The organism is Shewanella sp. BF02_Schw (assembly GCF_014596695.2).
GTDB lineage: Bacteria > Pseudomonadota > Gammaproteobacteria > Enterobacterales > Shewanellaceae > Shewanella.
The window spans coordinates 1-21,736 of record NZ_JABKAW020000008.1 but is presented as its reverse complement, the minus strand read 5'-3'; the positions used below and the strand labels follow the sequence as shown (position 1 = coordinate 21,736).

The 21,736-nt window shown below is 41.2% G+C and carries 18 protein-coding genes and 1 tRNA gene; 12 read left to right on the top strand and 7 right to left on the bottom strand.

What is annotated here, in order from left to right:
* Window positions 1-136: 136 nt before the first annotated feature.
* From HNW13_RS21020 to HNW13_RS21005, 4 genes are all read left to right on the top strand, one after another.
* On the top strand, window positions 137-1,771 hold the full coding sequence (locus HNW13_RS21020; RefSeq protein ID WP_192116062.1) for an alpha-glucosidase family protein: 1,635 nt from the start codon (window positions 137-139) through the stop codon (window positions 1,769-1,771).
* 162 nt (window positions 1,772-1,933) lie between these two features.
* On the top strand, window positions 1,934-3,199 hold the full coding sequence (locus HNW13_RS21015; protein ID WP_192116061.1) for a sugar MFS transporter: 1,266 nt from the start codon (window positions 1,934-1,936) through the stop codon (window positions 3,197-3,199).
* Between the two features lie 301 nt (window positions 3,200-3,500).
* A complete protein-coding gene (locus tag HNW13_RS21010; RefSeq protein ID WP_059746707.1) occupies window positions 3,501-4,715 on the top strand; it encodes an RsmB/NOP family class I SAM-dependent RNA methyltransferase in 1,215 nt (404 codons plus the stop codon).
* Between the two features lie 223 nt (window positions 4,716-4,938).
* Window positions 4,939-7,197, top strand: a complete 2,259-nt coding sequence (locus HNW13_RS21005; RefSeq protein ID WP_192116060.1) for an EAL domain-containing protein — start codon at window positions 4,939-4,941, stop codon at window positions 7,195-7,197.
* Between the two features lie 124 nt (window positions 7,198-7,321).
* On the opposite strand, the gene ald is transcribed toward HNW13_RS21005, so the two are convergent.
* Window positions 7,322-8,437, bottom strand: a complete 1,116-nt coding sequence (gene ald / locus HNW13_RS21000) for an alanine dehydrogenase (protein ID WP_192116148.1) — start codon at window positions 8,435-8,437, stop codon at window positions 7,322-7,324.
* A gap of 182 nt (window positions 8,438-8,619) precedes the next feature.
* On the opposite strand from ald, the gene lrp reads away from it, so the two are divergent.
* The 6 genes from lrp (at window position 8,620) to serS (ending at window position 15,707) form a co-directional block, all read left to right on the top strand.
* Window positions 8,620-9,117, top strand: coding sequence for a leucine-responsive transcriptional regulator Lrp (gene lrp / locus HNW13_RS20995; protein ID WP_101087629.1), 498 nt, complete (start codon window positions 8,620-8,622; stop codon window positions 9,115-9,117).
* A 273-nt stretch (window positions 9,118-9,390) separates the two neighbouring features.
* The gene (locus tag HNW13_RS20990) at window positions 9,391-12,048 is read left to right on the top strand and encodes a DNA translocase FtsK 4TM domain-containing protein (RefSeq protein WP_162022961.1); all 2,658 of its coding nucleotides are present in this window, start codon (window positions 9,391-9,393) and stop codon (window positions 12,046-12,048) included.
* A 2-nt stretch (window positions 12,049-12,050) separates the two neighbouring features.
* Window positions 12,051-12,695, top strand: a complete 645-nt coding sequence (gene lolA, locus HNW13_RS20985; protein ID WP_182743712.1) for an outer membrane lipoprotein chaperone LolA — start codon at window positions 12,051-12,053, stop codon at window positions 12,693-12,695.
* An 8-nt stretch (window positions 12,696-12,703) separates the two neighbouring features.
* Window positions 12,704-14,035 carry a replication-associated recombination protein A gene (locus tag HNW13_RS20980; protein ID WP_192116059.1) on the top strand — a complete coding sequence of 444 codons (1,332 nt, stop codon included), beginning with the start codon at window positions 12,704-12,706 and terminating at the stop codon, window positions 14,033-14,035.
* Entirely contained in the window at window positions 14,028-14,402 is a 375-nt protein-coding gene (gene crcB / locus HNW13_RS20975; RefSeq protein ID WP_101087633.1) for a fluoride efflux transporter CrcB, read from the top strand. Before HNW13_RS20980 ends, crcB begins: the two co-directional genes overlap by 8 nt.
* Window positions 14,403-14,420: 18 nt before the next feature.
* On the top strand, window positions 14,421-15,707 hold the full coding sequence (gene serS, locus HNW13_RS20970) for a serine--tRNA ligase (RefSeq protein ID WP_192116058.1): 1,287 nt from the start codon (window positions 14,421-14,423) through the stop codon (window positions 15,705-15,707).
* Between the two features lie 511 nt (window positions 15,708-16,218).
* Here the strand turns inward: serS and HNW13_RS20965 are convergent.
* The 6 genes from HNW13_RS20965 to punR form a co-directional block, all read right to left on the bottom strand.
* Window positions 16,219-16,557: a TusE/DsrC/DsvC family sulfur relay protein gene (locus tag HNW13_RS20965; RefSeq protein WP_101087635.1), complete on the bottom strand. Its 339-nt coding sequence runs from the start codon at window positions 16,555-16,557 to the stop codon at window positions 16,219-16,221.
* The gene (tusB, locus tag HNW13_RS20960) at window positions 16,551-16,859 is read right to left on the bottom strand and encodes a sulfurtransferase complex subunit TusB (RefSeq protein ID WP_192116057.1); all 309 of its coding nucleotides are present in this window, start codon (window positions 16,857-16,859) and stop codon (window positions 16,551-16,553) included. Before tusB ends, HNW13_RS20965 begins: the two co-directional genes overlap by 7 nt.
* On the bottom strand, window positions 16,856-17,212 hold the full coding sequence (gene tusC / locus HNW13_RS20955) for a sulfurtransferase complex subunit TusC (protein ID WP_192116056.1): 357 nt from the start codon (window positions 17,210-17,212) through the stop codon (window positions 16,856-16,858). The genes tusB and tusC overlap by 4 nt, the downstream gene beginning before the upstream one ends.
* A 19-nt stretch (window positions 17,213-17,231) precedes the next feature.
* Window positions 17,232-17,621: a sulfurtransferase complex subunit TusD gene (tusD, locus tag HNW13_RS20950; protein WP_192116055.1), complete on the bottom strand. Its 390-nt coding sequence runs from the start codon at window positions 17,619-17,621 to the stop codon at window positions 17,232-17,234.
* A gap of 65 nt (window positions 17,622-17,686) precedes the next feature.
* Window positions 17,687-18,346, bottom strand: coding sequence for a Bax inhibitor-1/YccA family protein (locus tag HNW13_RS20945; RefSeq protein ID WP_101087639.1), 660 nt, complete (start codon window positions 18,344-18,346; stop codon window positions 17,687-17,689).
* 218 nt (window positions 18,347-18,564) lie between these two features.
* Window positions 18,565-19,467, bottom strand: coding sequence for a DNA-binding transcriptional activator PunR (gene punR, locus HNW13_RS20940; protein ID WP_192116054.1), 903 nt, complete (start codon window positions 19,465-19,467; stop codon window positions 18,565-18,567).
* 339 nt (window positions 19,468-19,806) lie between these two features.
* On the opposite strand from punR, the gene HNW13_RS20935 reads away from it, so the two are divergent.
* Window positions 19,807-19,896, top strand: a tRNA-Ser gene (locus tag HNW13_RS20935).
* Window positions 19,897-19,982: 86 nt separating this feature from the next.
* Entirely contained in the window at window positions 19,983-21,314 is a 1,332-nt protein-coding gene (locus HNW13_RS20930) for a tyrosine-type recombinase/integrase (protein WP_208062952.1), read from the top strand.
* Window positions 21,315-21,736: the final 422 nt, after the last annotated feature.

Genomic DNA, 21,736 nt, shown 5'->3' with positions numbered 1-21,736 from the left:
TGCAGGTGTATTGAACCTGATTTCCTTATTCACGTATCCTCGGGGTAATGAAAAACAACAGCGAGCTGTTACCCAGCCGCAACATCAAGGTAACTCACAGGTAATTTTGGGGTTAGCTTAATTCTAAGGGGAAGCAATGGATCAGGTAACCTGGTGGCGCGGTGGAGTGGTATATCAAATCTATCCACGCAGTTTAATGGATTCTAATGGTGACGGTGTTGGCGACTTACAGGGCATCATTGCTAAACTTGATTATATTGCCAGTTTAAACGTTGATGCTATTTGGATTTCGCCTTTTTTCAAATCACCGATGAAAGACTTTGGTTACGACATTAGTGATTATCTTGAAATAGACCCACTGTTTGGCACCATGGCCGACTTTGACCAACTTATTGAGAAAGCCCATCAATTAAATATAAAAGTGGTGATTGACCAAGTACTCAGTCACACCTCAGATCAGCATGATTGGTTCGAGCAAAGTCGTCAAAGCCGTGATAACGATAAAGCAGACTGGTACGTGTGGGCCGATCCTAAAGATGATGGCAGTGCGCCAAACAATTGGCTCGCTATTTTTGGCGGTTGTGCATGGGAATGGGAACCACGCCGTCAGCAATACTATTTGCATAATTTTCTTAAAAGTCAGCCAGATTTGAATTTCCATTGTCCGCAGGTTCGTCAAGCTGTGCTGGATAATGTTGAATTTTGGCTTAAAAAAGGCGTTGATGGTTTCCGTCTCGATGCGATTACATTCTGTTATCACGATGAACAATTACGCGATAACCCCGCTAAACCAAAAGATAAGCGTCAAGGCCGTGGCTTCAGTGAAGATAACCCGTATGCTTACCAATACCATTACTACAATAATACTCGTCCACAAACCGTTGGCTTTATTGAAGAGTTACGTGCATTAATTAATCGTTACCCTGGCGCGGTTACCTTAGGTGAAGTGTCATCTGAAGATTCACTTGCCACGATGGCAGAATACACTCAAGGCGATGACCGTTTACACATGGCCTACAGTTTTGAGTTGTTAACCGATGATTTTAGCGCGGCTTATATTCGCCAAACTGTTGAAGAACTGGAAGCCAGTATTGGTGATGGTTGGCCATGTTGGGCTATCGGCAATCATGATGTGAAGCGGGTTGCATCACGTTGGGGTAAAGATAGTGTTAACCCAACGATGGTGAAAATGCTCAATGCGATGTTGTTTTCATTACGCGGCAGTGTGTGTAGTTATCAGGGTGAAGAATTAGGCTTAACGGAAGCACCGATTGAGTTTAATCAATTACAAGACCCCTTCGGCATAGCATTTTGGCCGATGTTTAAAGGCCGTGATGGATGTCGCACGCCAATGCCTTGGGTAAAAGAAGCACCTAATGCAGGTTTTAGTGACGCAACACCTTGGCTACCAATAGATCCGTTACACAATAATAGTGCCGTAGATGTACAAGAAGCCGATCAAGATTCGATACTGAACAGTTATCGTCATTTTTTACAGTGGCGTAAACAGCAACATATCCTGATTGAAGGTGATATTCAGTTTATTGATAGCCATCCTGATGTATTAGCGTTTATCCGCAGTCAAGATCAACAACGGATGCTAGTTCTGTTTAACTTGTCAGCAATGCAACAAACCTTTGACCTAAAAGCGTTACGTTTATCTTCGACCTTAGATGGACATGGGTTACTCAGTGGCATGCAAGATAAACAGCATCCTGCGACTATCGTATTACCAAGTTATGCCAGTTTTTATGGCTTGCTTGCTAAGTAGAGTGACTAAGCTGAAATACGACAGTATTTCAGCTTTTTTGATCTATTAGTTTTCAGTAGAGAGACAATATAAAAATTAATGTATCAAACTTCAAATGCTATACGGCCGCCATTATAAATTTATAAAACAGCGACATAATAATTAACAAGAAGAGACCACACTATGGCTTCATCAATGCAAAGTACTCAACAAACAACAGTGACCGGAGGCAGCGGTAGTTATCGCTTTGCACTTGTGTCATTAACTTCACTGTTTTTCATGTGGGGATTTATTACCTGTTTAAATGATATTCTCATTCCACATTTAAAAGCGGTGTTCTCGCTTAATTACACCGAAGCGATGTTGATCCAATTTTGTTTCTTTGGAGCCTACTTTTTAGTCTCATTACCAGCAGGTAAGTTAGTCAAAAAATTAGGTTATCAAAAAGGCATCGTAACAGGGCTTGTTATTGCTTGTATCGGGTGTTTGTTATTTTACCCTGCTGCAGCGTTTGCAACGTATGGATTATTCCTTGGTGCACTGTTTGTATTGGCGTCTGGGATCACCATTTTACAAGTGGCGGCAAACCCTTATGTCAATGCGTTAGGCAGCGTTGAAACCGCATCAAGTCGTTTAAACCTAACTCAAGCATTTAATGCATTAGGCACGACGGTTGCTCCTTTCTTTGGTGCTGTATTGATATTATCTGTTGCATCTGGCGCGGTAGAAGGCTTAAGTCAAGCGCAATCAGAAGCAGAAGTGGTTAAGCTTCCATACCTTATTTTGGCTGCGATGTTAGGCTTACTCGCGTTAATTTTTTCTAAACTCAATTTACCTACCATTGCTGAACACAGCGATGATTCAGCGACTGGCGTGATAACGCATAATGGCAAAACAAGTGCCTTACAAAGCATCCATTTGGTGTTAGGTGCTGTAGGTATTTTTGTCTATGTTGGTGCTGAAGTGTCTATTGGTAGTTTTTTAGTTAACTTTTTAGGCGAAGAGCAAGTTGCCGGTTTACAAGAAGCAGAAGCCGCTAAATATATCACCTACTATTGGGGCGGGGCGATGATAGGCCGTTTTGTCGGTTCGGTTATTATGCAAAAAATTCCAGCAGGTACTTTGTTAGCCTTTAATGCCTTTGTTGCCGCTGCACTGGTGTTAGTGGCAATGAACAGTACTGGCGCAGTGGCCATGTGGTCTATCTTGGCAGTTGGATTGTTTAATTCGATTATGTTCCCAACTATCTTTAGCTTAGCACTCCGAGATTTAGGCCCACACACCTCACAAGGCAGTGGCATATTATGTTTAGCCATTGTTGGTGGCGCAATTGTACCGTTATTACAGGGAGTGATGGCCGATAGTATGGGCTTACAAGTGGCGTTTATTTTACCGGTTGTGTGTTACGCGTTTATTCTATTCTATGGTGCTAAAGGCTCAAGAATGTAATCTCGTTTTGATTACCGGTCATTAGTATTAACCATCAGCGGCTTTAGGGCCGCTTTTTAATGCGTTGCATTAGTGAACATATCATCATGCAGTTATGAATGGGGACGGGTTAGCTTCAGGGTATTAAGGTCGGTTGCTGCTACAAAATGTTATTCACAGAAAACCTATAAAGGTAGAATAATTGGCTATTTTATGCTGTCAAAGTGAGGAGTAAAGCCTGATATGGCCTTGCTATCAACAGCGTTAATCCCTATGATCAGCACGTTTTTAAATTGATCGTTATATTAGATAGAGAGCCCCCATGTTGACTTATCCGTTGTCAGGCAGTTCATCAGAGTTAGTCTTAAATGTACTAACCATGGTGTTAACCCGAGGAAAACCATTAGATAGAGCTTATTCAGAGCATTTTTCTGGTTTAACGCTTAACCCATCAGAGCAAGCGCGGATCACGCAAGTCACCGGCGATATTTTACGTCGTTTAAACTTATATTGTTTTCTGGTTGATATTAAACCAGAAGAATTTGATCGTTTAGGGTCAAAATTACTTAACGGTTGGCATGTATTTCATGGCTTAGATTTACCTAAAATGCAGTATTCATTGCAACTAGAGCAAGCAGCATTTGAGGCGAATCTAGAACAAGCCAAAACTGATCCTGTATTATGGGATGGTTGTCCTGAGTGGCTAAATGAGCTTGGTCAGGCACAACTTGGTGATAAGTGGCCTGCTGAACGTGCGGCACTGGCTGAACAACCAAAACGCTATTTACGCGTTAATGAACTGAAATGTAATCGCGACGCCCTTATTGAAAGACTTAAAAAAGAAGGCGTAACGGCAATAGAAGTAAGTGATGTAGCTTCTGCTATTGAGGTCACATCAGACTCAGCATTATTTCGCACCGATGCATTTAAAGACGGTTGGTTTGAACAGCAAGACGCGGGTTCACAGTTAGTTGCCAATGCTGTGGATGCAAAACCAGGTATGCGTGTTGTTGATGCTTGTGCTGGCGCAGGTGGAAAAACTTTGCACATCGCGGCACAAATGCAAGGTAAGGGCCGTTTGCTCGCGATGGATGTTGAGCAATGGAAACTGGATAATCTTAAAACTCGCGCTAAACGTGCAGGTGCCCATAACGTTGAAACACGGATTATTGCCAGTTCTAAAACCATTAAGCGTTTAAAATTAACCGCTGACCGCGTGCTACTAGATGTACCTTGTTCTGGACTTGGCGTGTTAAAACGTAATCCAGATTCAAAATGGCGTGATACTCCAGAGCGTTTGCCTGTGTTGGTTGAATTGCAGAAACATATTTTGCAAAGCTACAGCCGTATGGTTAAAGTCGGCGGAATATTAATCTATGCGACTTGTTCAATCATGCCAGAAGAAAATCGCGATCAAATTGATGCATTTCTTGCAGACAATCCACAGTTTACGCTTATTGAAGATGAAAACATCTTAGTTTCAGAACGCGGCTTCGATGGTTTCTATCTTGCAAAGATGGAACGCATTAGCGAATAATTATTCAAATAATACCAATTTTTATATTCATTAAATTGATGGTGAGTAACATAAAAACAGTGCATTTATTTGCACTGTTTTTATTTATGGATAAATTTTGCTCGTTAAACTGAGTGTTTTGAATTAATTTACGTTAAGACATTGATTAAGTTCTCACAAATGCATAATCTTATTCATATTAGAAATATCTATTTTTAAGCATTCGCCGTAATAATGGAGCGTTATGGATATAGGACCGCATATCAATAAATTCATAGAAGATACAGACCAACATGATTTTCGTGAATCGAGTATCGAGCGATACAGTACAATACTCGATATGGTATTGCAGGGCCTACCCTTAGGCGAAATGCTTCATGCCTTAGTATTATTGATAGAAGCACAAAAAATTGGTACTCGTGCATCAGTGCTTTTATTGAGTGATGACGGTAAACGGTTATTCTCGGGTGCGGCTCCTAATCTTCCTGAAGAATATAACAATGCGATTAACGGCATCGAGATTGGCGTTGATGTGGGCTCTTGTGGCGCCGCCGCATATACTTGTGAAAGAGTCATTGTTGAAGACATTGAACATCATCCTAATTGGAAAGACTTTAAAGCATTACCTTTAAAAGCCGGACTAAAATCGTGTTGGTCTGAACCGATAAAAGACAGTAATCAAAAAGTACTGGGCACTTTTGCCATGTACTATGACACGATTAAATCGCCGTCCAAGCAAGATTTGCACCTAATACAAGAAGCGGCACGTTTGGCCAGTTTAGCCATTGAACGAAGCCGCGGAATGCATATTCAACGGTTAAGTAGCAATATTTTTAACAGCTTGCCTATTGCGTTAGTTATTACGAGTGAAGATAACTCGGTGTTATCAGCCAATCCAATTTTTAAATCCTTAACGTCTACCTATTACGCCAATCTTAAATTATTTGATGTTCATCGTTTTTTGAGTCACTCCCAAAAAGATGTAGTAGCAGATTTATTTGAGCATTTAAAGCGCGGACACCCTTGGCAAGGGGAGTTAAAAGGTCTTAAAACCGACAATGATATTATTGATATCTCGCTTAATGTGACCGTTATTCGGGATAGTTTTACGCAACAGAATTGTTTTGCATGGTTAATTACCGATATTTCCGCCCGTAAAAACGCTGAAAAAATGATTAACTTTCAATCCAACTACGATCAACTTACCGGATTGTCGAACCGTAAATACTTGTTTGAAAGTCTACAAGCTATGATCGATTCAGAAGACAGCGTAAACGGTTGTAAGCAAGACTTTAGCTTGATGCTGATGGACATCGACCATTTTAAACAAATTAACGATACCCTCGGACATGATAACGGTGATCTTGTATTGAAATTTGTCGCGCAGCGCTTACTGAGTGCCATTCCTGATAATGTCCTTATTGCGCGTATTGCGGCCGATGAATTTGCATTAGTTTTACCGGGTAAAATGTGTACCGACTCATTAATTAGTCTTTTTGATGATCTAACGGATGAGTTGAAAAAGCTTTTTATTGTTGGCGGTCAAGATGTCATGTTATCCATGAGTACTGGCCTTGCTCGTTATCCACACGATGCTGATAATGTGGAACAAATATTAAATTGCGCCACGCAAGCTATGTACAACGCAAAATCTCGAGGTCGTAATTGTCTGCAGTTCTTTAATCAGCAGATCCAAAAAGATGCAGAAAGACATGCAGAATTGTACTTACACCTTAAGTCTGCATTGAGCCAGAATGAATTTGAACTGTATTATCAACCCATTGTGAATCCGTTTAGTGGCCAAATCATTAAAGCTGAAGTGTTATTGCGCTGGATACATGATGGTCAATTTATTTCGCCAGATGAGTTTATTCCTATTGCAGAAGAGTCTGGTTTAATTGTTCAAATCGGTGAGTGGGTGAGAACACAAGCAATAACCAGTATCATCGCATTGCAGAAAAGTGGTTATGCCATTCCATTTTCAATTAATGTGTCGACGATTGAATTTTGGACGACCGATCTACAACAACGATTTTTACGGTATTTTGATGACCTTTCACAGTTGTTAGGTGGTAGCCAGATCCCGTATCAGCTGATCACTTTAGAAATCACCGAATCATTAATGATGAAACAACAATCATCGATTAGCCAATTATTAACAGAACTTCGGCATCGTGGAATGAAAATTTCAGTGGATGATTTTGGTACTGGCTATTCATCTTTATCTTATTTGGCAAACTTCCCAGTGGATCAAGTTAAAATTGATAAATCCTTCATCCAGAAAATTTCATTGGGTGCGCGACATGAAGCGTTGATAGAAGCTATTGTCAGTATGAGCCGAGCATTAGATCTGTCAATTGTCGCTGAAGGTGTCGAAACTGAAGTTGAATTAGATTTTATCAAAAAACAGAATATTGAAGCGGTGCAAGGGTATTATTTTTATAAACCTATGCCAAAAGCTGACTTCTTTGCATTATTGGCGAAACAATCTCGTATCTTTTGATATCGGCGTTTGATATCGGCGTTTAATATCAGTGTTTGATATTCTCGCTTAATAAACATAAAAAATGCCGCATTTATTAATGCGGCATTTTTATTGAATAAAGTTAATTCAATGACTTACTCATTTAAGCAAGCATGCTTCTTGGTTCAGTGAACTCAAGGTTCAACGCTTCTGCCACTTCTTTACAGACGACTTTACCGTGCATTACGTTTAAGCCATTTAATAAATGTTTGTCATTTAATAATGCTTGTTTGTAACCTTGGTTAGCTAACTTGATAATGTAAGGTAGTGTTGCATTGTTTAATGCAAATGTAGAAGTACGCGCTACTGCACCTGGCATGTTAGCCACACAGTAATGTACAACGTCATCAACAATGTAAGTTGGGTCTTGGTGAGTGGTAGCGTGCGATGTTTCAACACAACCACCTTGGTCAATTGCAACGTCAACAATTGCACTGCCTGGTTTCATGCGCTTAACCATGTCACGAGTGATTAATTTTGGCGCTGCAGCACCTGGAACTAATACACCGCCAATTACAAGATCAGCTTCTAATACGTGACGCTCAATAGCATCAGCTGTTGAGTAAATGGCTTTAACCGCTGAACCAAACTGAACGTTTAGACGACGTAATGCATCGATGCTGCGATCTAAAACAACAACATCAGCACCCATACCAACAGCCATTTGCGCTGCGTTTGTACCAACCATACCGCCACCAATGATGACCACTTTAGCTGGCTCAACACCTGGAACACCACCAAGCAACATACCACGACCGCCTAATGATTTTTCAAGTGCGCGAGCTCCTGCTTGGATTGACATGCGGCCAGCCACTTCTGACATTGGTGCAAGTAATGGTAATCCGCCGCGGTCATCTGTTACGGTTTCGTAAGCAATACAAACAGCGCCACTGGTGATTAATTCTTCAGTTTGCGGCAAATCTGGTGCAAGGTGCAAATAAGTGAATAAAATCTGGTCGTGACGTAACATTGCACGTTCAACTGCTTGTGGCTCTTTAACTTTTACAATCATGTCTGATTTAGCAAACACTTCAGCTGCTGTAGCTAAAATCGAGGCGCCCGCATCCATATAGTCTTGATCGGTAAAACCAATACCCACACCCGCATCTGATTGAACATAAACAACGTGACCTTTTATGGTTAATTCACGTACGCTTGAAGGAACCATGCCTACACGGTATTCGTGGTTTTTGATTTCTGTTGGAACACCAATAATCATTATTTGAGCCTCGATTGACATAAAAAACCCCACTTCAAGTGGGTATAGTTGTTATTAATTGTGACCTGAACGTGCTTATTTCAGGTGACTCTAGTATAGTGCTGCTTTAGCAGATTATGTTGCTGAATTTCGATAATTAATAGGCAGAAGTGTTGTTTTAAGGACAAAACAAGGTTGAATATATGGCAAATAGTAAAAGCTTTTCAGTGAAAGATTTAGACCGCATTGATCGTAATATCTTAAATGAACTTCAACAGGATGGTCGCATATCAAATGTTGAACTATCTAAACGAGTCGGCTTAAGTCCTACACCGTGTTTAGAAAGAGTAAAAAGGCTTGAGAAACAAGGTTTTATTAGCGGTTATACTGCGTTGGTTAATCCACATTTTCTCGGTGCTTCTTTATTAGTCTTTGTTGAGATCACTCTAAATCGTGACACTCCAGACATTTTTGACCGCTTTAACCGTGCTGTACAATTGCTTGATGACATCCAAGAATGCCATTTGGTCTCTGGTGATTTTGACTACTTATTAAAGACTAGGGTGTCAGATATGTCTGCATATCGGCGATTACTAGGTGAAACCTTACTGAAACTGCCATCCATTTCAGACACTCGTACTTATGTAGTGATGGAGGAGGTTAAACAAACCAATAAGGTTGCGTTATACAACCTAGGGTAATCTCACTAACTTAATCGCCTATCCCGTTTTTAGAGCCGGAATGATGAATTATAGATGACTGTTGTTGCCTATGTTCATCTTTTTCGCTAACTAAACATTTTTTGTATATAAAATCATCATCTTGACTACCATCATCAATGCTTTTATGTTTCTTGATTAATTCGACATAACAATCGATTGAGCTTGATTAATTCAAGGTGCATAATCACTGCAAATACAGTGATATTCTGTTATCTTAACCCTTATTTTTCACTTTTTTATGGATGCTTTCGTTTGACTCAGGAAAATAGTCTTAAAACACTCAGTGGCCTACAAAGGCTACTTGAAGGTGGTCTTATATTATGTTGCATGGTTGCAACCTATATTCTATTGGCATTATCCAGTTTCAATCCAAGTGACCCTGGCTGGAGTCAGTCGCATTTCCAAGGTGAGATACACAACTGGACTGGTGCTGTAGGTGCTTGGACAGCAGATGTGTTGTTTTATTTCTTCGGGTTCATCGCTTTTTTAATTCCCATGATTATAGCCACAACCGGTTGGTTTATTTTTAATCGCGCGCATCGAGTGTTCGAAATAGATTATTTTTCTGTTGGCCTAAGAATCATTGGTTTTATTCTGATGTTGCTGGCGTTAGCTGCGCTGGTCAGTATGAATGCCGAGAATATGTTTGTGTTTTCAGCCGGTGGTGTTGCAGGTGACGTTATTGGTCAAGCCATGTTGCCGTATTTTAATAAGCTCGGCACCACATTACTATTAATGTGTTTTATTGGTGCAGGCTTCACCTTAGCGACAGGCGTGAGTTGGTTAACCATTATTGAGTTAACGGGTTTAGGTTCTATCTGGTTAGCTAAGAAAATATGGACATTGCCACGATTATTTAAACGTGAACGTGAGACCGAAGATACCAAAGGTTTTATGTCATTAGTGGATAAGTTTACCCAACGCCGTAATGAAATTGATCTACAAAATGAACCCTCACTGGATAAGCCAAGCAAATCGGCAGTCAAAGTGCCAATTCATATTAAGCCAGCAATAGAGACGCCACCAATTGTTGAGAAAAAACGCAGTTTCTTTAGCCGCAAGGCTAAACCTGCTGAAGATATTAACGTATCAGACAATGATGACGATGAATTTGATATAGATGATCGCCAAGAACCGTCGATGCAACTCGATAATGACGACACATCTTTTGCACCTTGGGTCGCGACTAAAGATGATGTCGATTTTGATATTGATGACGACAATGATGATGGCGTTAATGATAGCCCTGCAATTAATAATCTAGATATCGCAGATGAACCTTTTGAGGAAGCATTTAATAAGCCTCATTCAACAGGGGCATTAGTCGCTCAGCAAAAGCCGAAAAAAGATGTCCGAATTGTGGATGGCGTTGTGGTAATTGATGGCCAAACCCCTCAACAAGCGCGTCAAAAAATGGATCCGCTACCGAGCATTACCTTACTTGATGTTCCAGATCGTAAGAAAAACCCCATAAGTGAAGCTGAATTACAGCAAGTTGCTCGATTGGTTGAAACAAAACTGGCCGACTTTAACATTATCGCCAATGTAGTAGGGGTGTATCCTGGACCTGTGATTACTCGTTTTGAACTTGAATTAGCTCCAGGGGTTAAAGCGTCTAAAATCACCAATTTATCGAAAGATTTAGCCCGTTCATTATTATCTGAAAACGTGCGTGTAGTTGAAGTTATTCCAGGTAAAGCTTATGTAGGCTTAGAATTGCCGAACAAGTTCCGTGAAACCGTGTTTATGCGCGATGTACTCGATTCTGCCGCGTTTAAAGACAGCAAATCGACATTGTCTATGGTGTTAGGACAAGACATTGCCGGTGAGCCTGTGGTCGTTGATTTAGGCAAAATGCCGCATTTATTAGTTGCTGGTACAACGGGTTCTGGTAAATCGGTCGGTGTGAATGCGATGATCACCAGTTTGTTGTATAAATCGGGCCCAGATGATGTCCGCTTTATTATGATTGACCCTAAGATGCTCGAATTGTCGGTGTATGAAGGTATTCCACATTTATTGTGTGAAGTGGTTACCGACATGAAAGAAGCAGCCAATGCACTGCGATGGTGTGTAGGTGAAATGGAACGCCGATATAAATTAATGTCGGCATTAGGTGTGCGTAACCTTAAAGGCTACAACTTTAAAATTAAAGAAGCAGCCGCCAAAGGGGAGTACATTCCCGATCCATTATGGAAGTCTTCTGAAAGCATGCTAGACGATGCGCCACCATTAGAAAAACTGCCTTCTATTGTGGTGGTCGTCGATGAATTTGCTGACATGATCATGATTGTTGGTAAGAAAGTAGAAGAACTCATTGCCCGTATCGCGCAAAAAGCGCGTGCGGCAGGTATTCACTTAATATTAGCGACACAGCGTCCATCGGTTGATGTGATCACTGGCTTGATTAAAGCTAACATTCCAACCCGTATTGCGTTCCAAGTGTCGTCACGAATTGACTCTCGTACCATTCTTGATCAACAGGGCGCAGAAACCCTATTAGGCATGGGTGATATGCTGTATTTACCTCCAGGAACCGGTTTGCCAAATCGTGTTCATGGGGCGTTTATTGATGATCATGAAGTGCATAAAGTCGTAGCCGATTGGTGTGCTCGTGGTAAGCCACAATATATTGAAGAAATTCTTAATGGTGCTACAGATGGTGAACAAGTACTGTTACCCGGTGAAACCTCCGATAGCGAAGAAGAGTTGGATGCGTTATATGATGACGCGGTAGCATTTGTTACCGAAACTCGCCGCGGCTCCATATCTAGCGTACAACGTAAATTTAAAATTGGTTACAATCGCGCCGCCCGCATTATTGAAATGATGGAAAGCCAAGGTATTGTGACAGCCCAAGGCCACAATGGTAATCGTGAAGTGTTGGCTCCGCCACCACCGAGGAATTAATGATGAATAAACGTATTACAGTGTTAAGCCTATTATTAGCCACAAGTTTAAGCAGCGTTGCAGCAATGGCCGATGACGCAACCGAATTACGCGCTAAGCTATCTAATATAGACAGCTTGCATGCGACATTTACCCAACAAGTGACTGACATTAACAGTAAGCCTATTCAAACCGGCAGCGGGGTGTTTGCACTTGCGTATCCGAATCAATTTTACTGGCATTTAACTCAGCCAGACGAATCATTAATTGTGGCTGATGGCGCTAATTTGTGGATTTATAATCCTTTTGCGGAAGAAGTGACTGTGATGGATGTTGCTCAAGCCGTTGATGCATCACCTATGGCCTTGTTAGTGCATCGAGACGAAGCTACATGGGCTAAGTATTCTGTCACTAAGCGTGCCGTAAGCGGAAAATCAACTTGTTTTGATATTCAACCTAAAAAACTTAACAGCAATGTTGTTGCAGTGAGTGTGTGTTTTGACGCGAGCCAGTTAGTTAAATTTAACTTGACTGACGAGCAAGGCAACCTCAGTCAATTTGCGTTAACTCAGCAACGTAAAGTAAAAGATAACGAGACAAACATTTTTAAGTTTGCCGTACCTGATAACGTTGATATTGACGATCAACGTTTAAAGCAAACAAACTAGGTTGTTTGATGGCTAATTTAGGTTTTGATTTTGCACCAGATTTTCGCCCCTTGGCCGCTCGCATGCGCCCAAGGGAGATTAGTGAATACATAGGTCAGGCACACTTATTAGGTGAAGGTAAACCTCTGCGTAAAGCGCTAGAGGCTAATCGAGCACACTCGATGTTACTTTGGGGCCCACCCGGTACGGGGAAAACCACCTTAGCTGAGTTAATTGCCCATTATGCCAACGCCCATGTTGAACGTATCTCTGCGGTAACATCTGGCGTAAAGGACATTCGCGCCGCAATAGAACAAGCTAAAGCCATTGCCCAAAGTCGTGGTCAACGAACCTTATTATTTGTCGACGAAGTTCATCGCTTTAATAAAAGTCAGCAAGATGCATTTTTACCTTTTATTGAAGACGGCACGGTTATTTTCATCGGTGCCACCACCGAAAACCCCTCATTTGAAATCAATAACGCTTTATTGTCGCGTGCGCGTGTTTACCTTATAAATCGACTAAGCTCTGACGAAATAAGCTTAATTGTTACTCAAGCATTAGCTGATGTTGAACGTGGTTTGGGCAAACGCCAATTAACATTACCTGCAGATGTAGCCAAGCAATTGGCCGACATTAGTGATGGTGACGCACGTAAAGCGCTTAATTTGCTTGAGTTAATGAGCGATTTAGTGGCTGATGCTGGCGCGTTTACCACCGAGATGCTGACGCAAGTTGCCGGACACCAAGCTGCGGGTTACGATAAAAATGGCGATCAATTTTACGATTTAATTTCTGCTGTACATAAGTCTGTGCGGGGCTCTGCGCCGGATGCCGCTTTGTATTGGTATTGCCGTATTTTAGAAGGTGGCGGTGATGCTTTGTATGTTGCTCGCCGCTTATTAGCGATTGCCTCAGAAGACATTGGTAATGCCGACCCAGTAGCCATGACCGTTGCACTTAATGCGTGGGATTGTTATCACCGCATTGGCCCTGCAGAAGGTGAACGAGCGATAGCGCAAGCAGTATTATATTTAGCCAGTGCTCCTAAAAGTAATGCTGTTTATAGTGCATTTGGTGCTGCTCGCGAGTTAGCCAAACAAACCGGACACGAACCTGTGCCCAACCATTTACGTAATGCGCCAACCAAACTGATGAAAGACATCGGCTTTGGTAAGGAGTATCGTTATGCACATAATGAACCTGGTGCTTATGCTGCTGGCGAAAATTACTTTCCAGAATCACTGCAACACAGTCAATTTTATCAACCCACTAACAGAGGTTTTGAAAAGCGCATTCAAGATAAATTGGCCCAATTAAACCAACTTGATCAACAAAGCGAGGACAAACGCTATGACTAATGTGTTCTTGGTGGCATTAGGTGGGTCGATTGGTGCAGTTTTACGCTATCTTCTGTCAATTTTTATGATCCAGGTATTTGGAAGCAGTTTTCCTTTTGGTACACTGTTAGTCAATCTATTGGGATCGTTTTTAATGGGCGTCGTTTATGCGCTAGGGCAATTGAGTCATATTAGCCCTGAAATTAAAGCGCTTATTGGCATTGGTCTATTAGGTGCATTAACGACGTTTTCGACTTTTTCGAATGAAACCTTACTGCTATTGCAAGAAGGCTTATGGCAGAAAGCTATTTTAAATGTGTTGTTGAATGTCACCTTATGCCTCTTTATGGTGTATTTAGGTCAACAGCTTATATTTTCACGTGTTTAACTAAAAAGAACTCACAACATGCTAGATCCAAAATTTTTGCGTAATGAACTGGAAATCACTGCCGAGCGTTTAGCCACTCGTGGCTTTATTCTTGATGTCGATAATTTGACCAAACTTGAAGAAAAGCGTAAATCGCTACAAGTTGCTACAGAAGACTTGCAAGCATCGCGTAACGCGATCTCTAAGTCGATTGGTCAAGCTAAAGCGCGCGGTGAAGATACCAGTTCCATTATGGCGCAAGTGGGTGATTTAGGTGCACAGCTAGATGCAAAGAAAGCTGAGCTTGCTGAGTTGTTGCAACAAATCAATAGCATCGCCATGAGCATGCCAAATTTGCCAGACGAATCGGCTCCGGTAGGCGCTGATGAAAACGACAATGTTGAAGTGCGTCGTTGGGGCACCCCAAAGGTATTCGACTTTGAAGTGAAAGATCACTTAGATTTAGGCGAAGCACTAGGCGGTTTAGACTTTAAAAGCGCGGTTAAAATTACCGGTTCACGTTTTATTATCATGCGTGGTCAAATTGCCCGTTTAAATCGTGCCTTAGGCCAGTTTATGTTAGACCTACACACCACTGAACACGGCTATACAGAAACATACGTACCGTTATTGGTTAACGAAGACAGCTTATTAGGCACAGGTCAATTACCTAAGTTTGGTGAAGACTTATTCCACACTAAACCGGCCACAGAAGAAGGCCAAGGTTTATCACTTATCCCAACTGCTGAAGTGCCATTAACTAACTATGTGCGCGATATGATCGTGGACGAAAGTGAACTGCCAATGAAAATGACGGCGTTAACGTCATGTTTCCGCAGTGAAGCGGGCTCTTATGGTCGTGATACTCGTGGTTTGATCCGTCAGCATCAATTTGACAAAGTTGAGTTAGTGCAAATTGCTCACCCAGATAATTCAATGGAAGCACTAGAAGAAATTACTGCCAATGCTGAAAAAGTATTACAGTTATTAAACTTACCGTACCGCACTATGGTGTTATGTACTGGTGATATGGGCTTTGGATCAAGTAAAACTTTTGATATCGAAGTGTGGTTACCAGCGCAAAATACTTACCGAGAAATTTCATCTTGTTCAAATATGAAAGATTTCCAAGCGCGAAGAATGCAAGCTAGATACCGTAGCAAAGTCGACAACAAACCTGCTTTATTGCACACCTTAAATGGTTCAGGTTTAGCGGTTGGCCGAACGTTAGTAGCAGTACTTGAGAACTATCAAAATCAAGATGGCACCATTACAGTACCTGAAGTATTACGTCCATACATGGGCGGTTTAAGTCTGATTGGTTAATGTTAAGCGCTAATTATAGTTAGCTAATTATAGTTAGCTAATATGATTGGCCAATTGATATAGTCCTAGCCGCGGTCCATTTTGAGTGTGGCTAGGGTGTTAATCGTCAGTCTTGTACAGGATAGAGCTTTAGACCTTCGTCGTTCTAAAAGACCTGTATGTTGTGCGCGTTGAGTAACCTCGTAATCCGTAAATCGTGTTAACGGTGTTACCGTATCGCAACACATATTTTATTTTTACGTTGCATTGGAAATTGTGTCACTCAGTTTGAGTTGGTCACATATTTATAAGGGTTGGTACAACCAGCAATGGGTTCAAGTCGGCGTGATAATCGTAGGCTTATCTACTTATCAGTTATCTCCTTTTTTATGTTGTTGGTAATTGTTCAACTAGCTCAAGCAGCATTTATAGTGATAGAAAATATATTTCCAAAATAACCTCAGTTAAGGTTAGCCATTTAAAAAGCCCGCTTAAGTTATCTTGAGCGGGCTTTTTTGTAAGCATTAATCAGCTATAGACATTTTGCCGGTTTGGGTAAGCCTGCAATTTTTGTTGCTTGTTTTGCTGGGCCAATCGGAAACAAGGTATATAAATATTTAGAATTACCTTTATCCGCACCTAAACGTTGACCGATAGCTTTGACCAGCACACGTATAGCAGGGCTGGTTTTGTACTCTAGATAAAAATCCCGCACAAACCGGATAACTTCCCAGTGTTGCTCGGTTAACTCAATGTTCTCTGTAGCGGCAATCGCAATTGCCATAGGTTCTTGCCAATCATTAACATTTTTTAAATAGCCTTGATGATCGGTTTCAATTTGTTGGCCATTAAATTCAAAAAAGTTTACCAAGTTATCACCTTATCGTGTAACAAAGATTGTTCAACAAATTGTGAATAATCAATAATATCAAAAGAGCCCGCAGCTTTATTGGCTAACATAATCATCAAGCGATCGGATAAACCCCTGGCGACAACATCATCTTGTAGCACAAACAGAGCAATGTTTGCTAAACGCTGTTGCCACTGGGTTTGTAATAAACAATTCACTGCATCGCTAGACAATAAAATACTGTCTGTAGGGTGAATATAGCGTAAGCATGTACTTAAGGCGTCGTCAGTCATTACTGATGTTTGGATATGATGTAATATCAAAATACTAACACCTCATCAGCAGCTTGCAGGGTTTGACTAATCACCTCTGGAGTCGCCACCGTCGCGGCAATACTAAGGTCATTAGGCTGTAATCCTAATGTGAGCATTGATTCTGCACAAACCAATACGGTATTAATATCGTAAAGAGAAAGTGCTTTAAATGCCGACACATAATCTTTAGATCCTGCTTGCTCAGGTGTTTGGCCTGCCAGCAAATGTAATACCGCTTCATTGGTAAATATAATACTCACTTGTTGTTCAAAGCTGGCACTGAGCATGGCAAAATCTAGCCCTTCACGGGTACTTGTGGTACCCAATGGTGCATGCCTAAACATAATTGCCAGTGATTTCATTGTCTATTCCACTCATACGTTAAAAGCTAATCAACCTGTCAGCTTGTTCAATACCGACCACTAATTCACCTAAACCGCCCATGGTAAATGCGTCACTGCTATTCCATTGTGGTTTGCCGTTTTCGGTTGCATCTTGTGGAGATAACACACCACGGCGCAGCGCTGCAGACACACAATTGGTTAGCGGTATTGAATGTTGTGATGACAATGATTGCCATTTTGAATGCATATCAATTTCGTCAGATGCAGGACAGGTGAGGGCATTACTGTTGGTTACGCCATCTTGATAGAAAAAGACATTGATAATTTGATGGCCATTGGCTAATGCGCTTTGACAAAATGATAACGCACGAAAACTGGCCGTAGAGCCATAAACGCTGCCGTTTACTTGAATGATGAATTTGCTCATGATAAAAAAAATGACCCTAATGTAGGGTCATTTTAACGTAATTTGTCAATGAACTCTATCGACGATTAATCGTCGTTGCCAATACCCATTAAATGTAACAGGCTTATGAATAAGTTCAAAAAGTCTAAGTACAATGAGATAGTCGCACGAACGTAGTTTGTTTCGCCGCCATTCACTATACGACTAGTGTCATATAGAATGAAACCTGTCATTAGCAACGCAATACCTGCATTCATTGCCATAAATAATATTGAGCTACCGACGAATATATTAATGACCATCGCACCAATCATCACTAATAAACCCGCAAATAAGAAGCCGCGCATAAATGAGAAGTCTTTCTTAGTGGTTAACGCATACGCTGAAAGCGACACGAAAATGATAGAGGTTAACCCTAAGGCCTGCATAATTAAGCCAGGGCCATTTGCCATACCAGCATAATGGTTAAGAATGTAACCGAGCGACGCACCTTGCATACCGGTAAAGGCAAACACCCAAAATATAGCGGCAGCACTGTCTGCTTTTTTAAGGGTCACAAATAATAACACTAAGCTACCAAGCGATAAGCCTATCGACATCATTGGACCAATGTTGATTGCCATGGCTAAACCTGCAGTAACAGCAGAGAATGCCAATGTCATTGCAAGCAGCATATAAGTGTTTTTTAGCATTTTGTTGACATCAGTAGTCGATAGACTAGGTGATATAACTGATTGTTGATTCATTATCGTCTCCAGGTGTTAACTCAATGATTTGCTCAACGAGAAAAATATCTTTCACAAAAAATATATTTCACTCTGAAGCTAAATCCTTTTGTATAGCGTAAGCAATGTACATTAAACAAAAATTAATTCATAACAAACATCATCTTAATAGTCGCTAATTTAACATAAACGTTTGTATAAGTAATGTTATTAACAAAAACTTATTTTGCAAAAGTGGTTTAACTAAGCCACTCTTTTTTTAATTTTTCGGTGTCGCCGAGGTGATCTAACACCCACTGCATAGCAGGCGTCATATTGGCATTATTCCAAGCTAAACAGCAGGCTGTGTCTTGCTTTGGGGCGGCAAGTTGTTTTTCTATTAGCGCGCCGGCTTTGATAAAAATATCGGCCAAATGATATGGCATGTAACCCACGCCTAAGCCTTCTCTAAAACAATTTATTGCTCTGATCCAATCAGGTACCACAATTCTGCGCTGGTTATTTAACAACCAATTTGGCCTATGGGCAATATTATGAGCCGTGTCTTGCAGGCAAATTGACGGATATTGTAATAATTCATCATCGGTTAACGCATGCTCTGCTTTGGCTAACGGGTGATTTTTACCGACTAAAAAAGACCACTGAATCATTCCCATATCGCGCGACTTGAAAGTGCCACCAACAGGAATACTTGAGGTTGCTCCTATGGCGATATCGCTTTTACCCGTCGACAATGCTTCCCACACACCATTGTAAACTTCTAAGCGAATAATCAATTCAATGTCGGTAAAATGGCGATAAAAATCAGCAATCAAGCCACTGATTTTGTCTGCGCGAACCATATTGTCAATCGCAATAGATAAAGAAGGGCGCCAGCCATTAGCCACTTTCTGGGTATCACGTTTAATGTTGTTCAATTTAGTCATTATCTCGCGCGACTGCGCCACAAAATGCTCACCCGCGGGCGTCAAACTGACACTGCGATGGTGACGCTCAAACAATATTACCCCTAAGTCATCTTCAATCTGTTTAATGGCGTAACTCACTGCAGACGGTACTTTATTCAATTTATTGGCTGCGGCGGTAAAACTGCCCACACGGGCAACAATATCTATCATCTCGAATGCTTGTTCTGAAAGCATCTCGCTATCCTTGGCATTGGCAAAATTACTTGCAGTAAAGGTAAACATTAAGCCTAATCAAATCAAGCAAAGTCGCCGCTATCAGCTGTTTAATCACATTTTAAATGACAAAAATGGTCAGCTTAAGTTGATTAGCACAATTCAACTGCCGTTGAGCTCGTTTAAGAACACTTCAAACCACATATTGTGTTCATCCTCAGTATAGAGGCTTAGCTGTTAGCGAATAATCCATATCGATACACCAATTACAGTTAACTTGAGTGTTTAATCACCACTTAACAAATTATTTGCAATTTACCCTTTACACAAAACAGTCATTATCATATTATTCGCCCGCTCGGAGGGATGGCAGAGTGGTCGAATGCACCGGTCTTGAAAACCGGCAACGGTTTATCCCGTTCTAGGGTTCAAATCCCTATCCCTCCGCCACATTAAATACGAGAAAATCCGTTGATTATCAACGGCTTTTTTTGTTTTTGGCGTTTGAGGGTTCTCCATAAGGATTGACTCAGACAATGTATCTTTATCGAGCACCCAACAACGTATACTTTACACGTATCTGTTTAGCCAAATATTTACGCGACAAGGGCTTTCCCTTTGACGTAAAAGTCTCCTTACTGACTCGTGACAGAGCAGAAGCGGTCATCCGTAACATTGATGTTGCCGGAGCACTCAAAAAAATCATCAAGTCTATTGACCATCAAACCCGTATAAATGACTTTATTCGCTACGTTGATGAGGTCATTAACCATCTCAGAGCTCAGTTTGATGCAGCTGATCCTGATATTACATTCAACATCACGCAAAAACCTCATTCTATCCCCATTAGAGAGACTAAATTGTCTCAGCATCGTGAAACTACCTCTGTGGCGCAAGCAAAGCCTGTTATTGGGTTAAACGAAGCATTAAGCGCATTTATTATCTCAAAACAAAAATCAGCCATTAGGCCTCTGTCTATCAAGCAGCTTGAGCAGCGTACTCGGCATTTTATTGATACCGTATCATCAAAATCCATTCTTAAAACCAAGCTTAAAACTGATGATAAATGTGTGCATGACATCACCAGTGCTGATGCGATGACCTATCGCGATGAGTTACTGACCCAAGGCCGAAGCTACAAAAGCAATAAAGAGTACTTAGCTGCCATATTTCAGTTCTTTAAGTGGTGCCAGTTAATGAACTATTGCAACCACAACCCCTTTGAAAGCGTTACTGTCGGACAAAAACCAAAAGCTAAACCGAATCAAGCTAGAGACCGCTGGACGCACACTGAACTTAAACGACTACTTCGCAGCTCATCATTCAAGGCTTCAACAATCGATTTCAAATGGGTCACCCGTTTGATGCTTTATGGTGGTTTAAGGCCTTCAGAAGCTTGCCAGCTCAAACCTGGAGATATCAAACTAATCGACGGCATACACTGCATTAGCATTGATGACAGTGGCGCTGTACAACGATTAAAGAACCTCAATGCTAAACGTTATGTGCCAATACATCAGCACTTGCTTGAGCTAGGCTTTATTGCGTTTGTTGAGCAAAGAAAATCAACACATACCCAGCTGTTTGATTATAAACCCGTTGGCATCATTGAAGATTGGTCAAAAACTTACTGCAAACAGCTCGCCAAGCTTCAAACCGAGATAGGCATGCAAGCGAATCTGCGCCCCACGTCATATGGCTTCAGACACACTTTTATCGATGAAATGAAGCAACTGGATATCAGCGAGCATATCGTGGCGCAAATCGTTGGCCACGCTAACCCCAATATCACTTTCAGTCGTTACGGCAAAGATGTAAACGTTGCTGCCTTGCTTAAGGAGATTGACAAAATTGACTATCAAATTTGATGATCGGGTGGTGTTAATCGAGAAACTTTATACTGAATTAACAACCTGTCTCAATTGGCAGCAACAGTACCTAATAAGGCACAAACACTGCCAAAGCTGTCATTATTTCGCTACAGCAGAGAGCGAAATATAATGGTATTGAAAATGGCTCGCAGTCAGTGAGAGCGAAAAAAAACGTGTAAATCAAACAGGTGTTTCAAACGTTGATTTTTTAATAAATTATATTAAACACTCTGTAACCCAGCACTCATCAGCTATAGGGTAGTGCGAAATAAATATTTTCGCTCTCACTGAGAGCGAAATTAGTTTGTATAAAAGAGTGAGCAAGTGGTTTTAACTGGAGCGTTATGTGAGATGGTTGCAGCATTTAAAAGGAGCCGCCGTGCTAAGATGCTTCTAAACAATACGTAAGATTCGGGGGC

Excerpts from the sequence above, each read along its gene's own strand:
- HNW13_RS21020 (WP_192116062.1), top strand. The coding sequence starts at position 137 with ATGGATCAGGTAACCTGGTGGCGCGGTGGAGTGGTATATCAAATCTAT.
- HNW13_RS21015 (WP_192116061.1), top strand. The coding sequence starts at position 1,934 with ATGGCTTCATCAATGCAAAGTACTCAACAAACAACAGTGACCGGAGGC.
- HNW13_RS21010 (WP_059746707.1), top strand. The coding sequence starts at position 3,501 with ATGTTGACTTATCCGTTGTCAGGCAGTTCATCAGAGTTAGTCTTAAAT.
- HNW13_RS21005 (WP_192116060.1), top strand. The coding sequence starts at position 4,939 with ATGGATATAGGACCGCATATCAATAAATTCATAGAAGATACAGACCAA.
- ald (WP_192116148.1), bottom strand. The coding sequence starts at position 8,437 with ATGATTATTGGTGTTCCAACAGAAATCAAAAACCACGAATACCGTGTA.
- lrp (WP_101087629.1), top strand. The coding sequence starts at position 8,620 with ATGGCAAATAGTAAAAGCTTTTCAGTGAAAGATTTAGACCGCATTGAT.
- lolA (WP_182743712.1), top strand. The coding sequence starts at position 12,051 with ATGAATAAACGTATTACAGTGTTAAGCCTATTATTAGCCACAAGTTTA.
- HNW13_RS20980 (WP_192116059.1), top strand. The coding sequence starts at position 12,704 with ATGGCTAATTTAGGTTTTGATTTTGCACCAGATTTTCGCCCCTTGGCC.
- crcB (WP_101087633.1), top strand. The coding sequence starts at position 14,028 with ATGACTAATGTGTTCTTGGTGGCATTAGGTGGGTCGATTGGTGCAGTT.
- serS (WP_192116058.1), top strand. The coding sequence starts at position 14,421 with ATGCTAGATCCAAAATTTTTGCGTAATGAACTGGAAATCACTGCCGAG.
- tusC (WP_192116056.1), bottom strand. The coding sequence starts at position 17,212 with ATGAAATCACTGGCAATTATGTTTAGGCATGCACCATTGGGTACCACA.
- tusD (WP_192116055.1), bottom strand. The coding sequence starts at position 17,621 with ATGAGCAAATTCATCATTCAAGTAAACGGCAGCGTTTATGGCTCTACG.
- HNW13_RS20945 (WP_101087639.1), bottom strand. The coding sequence starts at position 18,346 with ATGAATCAACAATCAGTTATATCACCTAGTCTATCGACTACTGATGTC.
- punR (WP_192116054.1), bottom strand. The coding sequence starts at position 19,467 with ATGCTTTCAGAACAAGCATTCGAGATGATAGATATTGTTGCCCGTGTG.
- HNW13_RS20930 (WP_208062952.1), top strand. The coding sequence starts at position 19,983 with ATGTATCTTTATCGAGCACCCAACAACGTATACTTTACACGTATCTGT.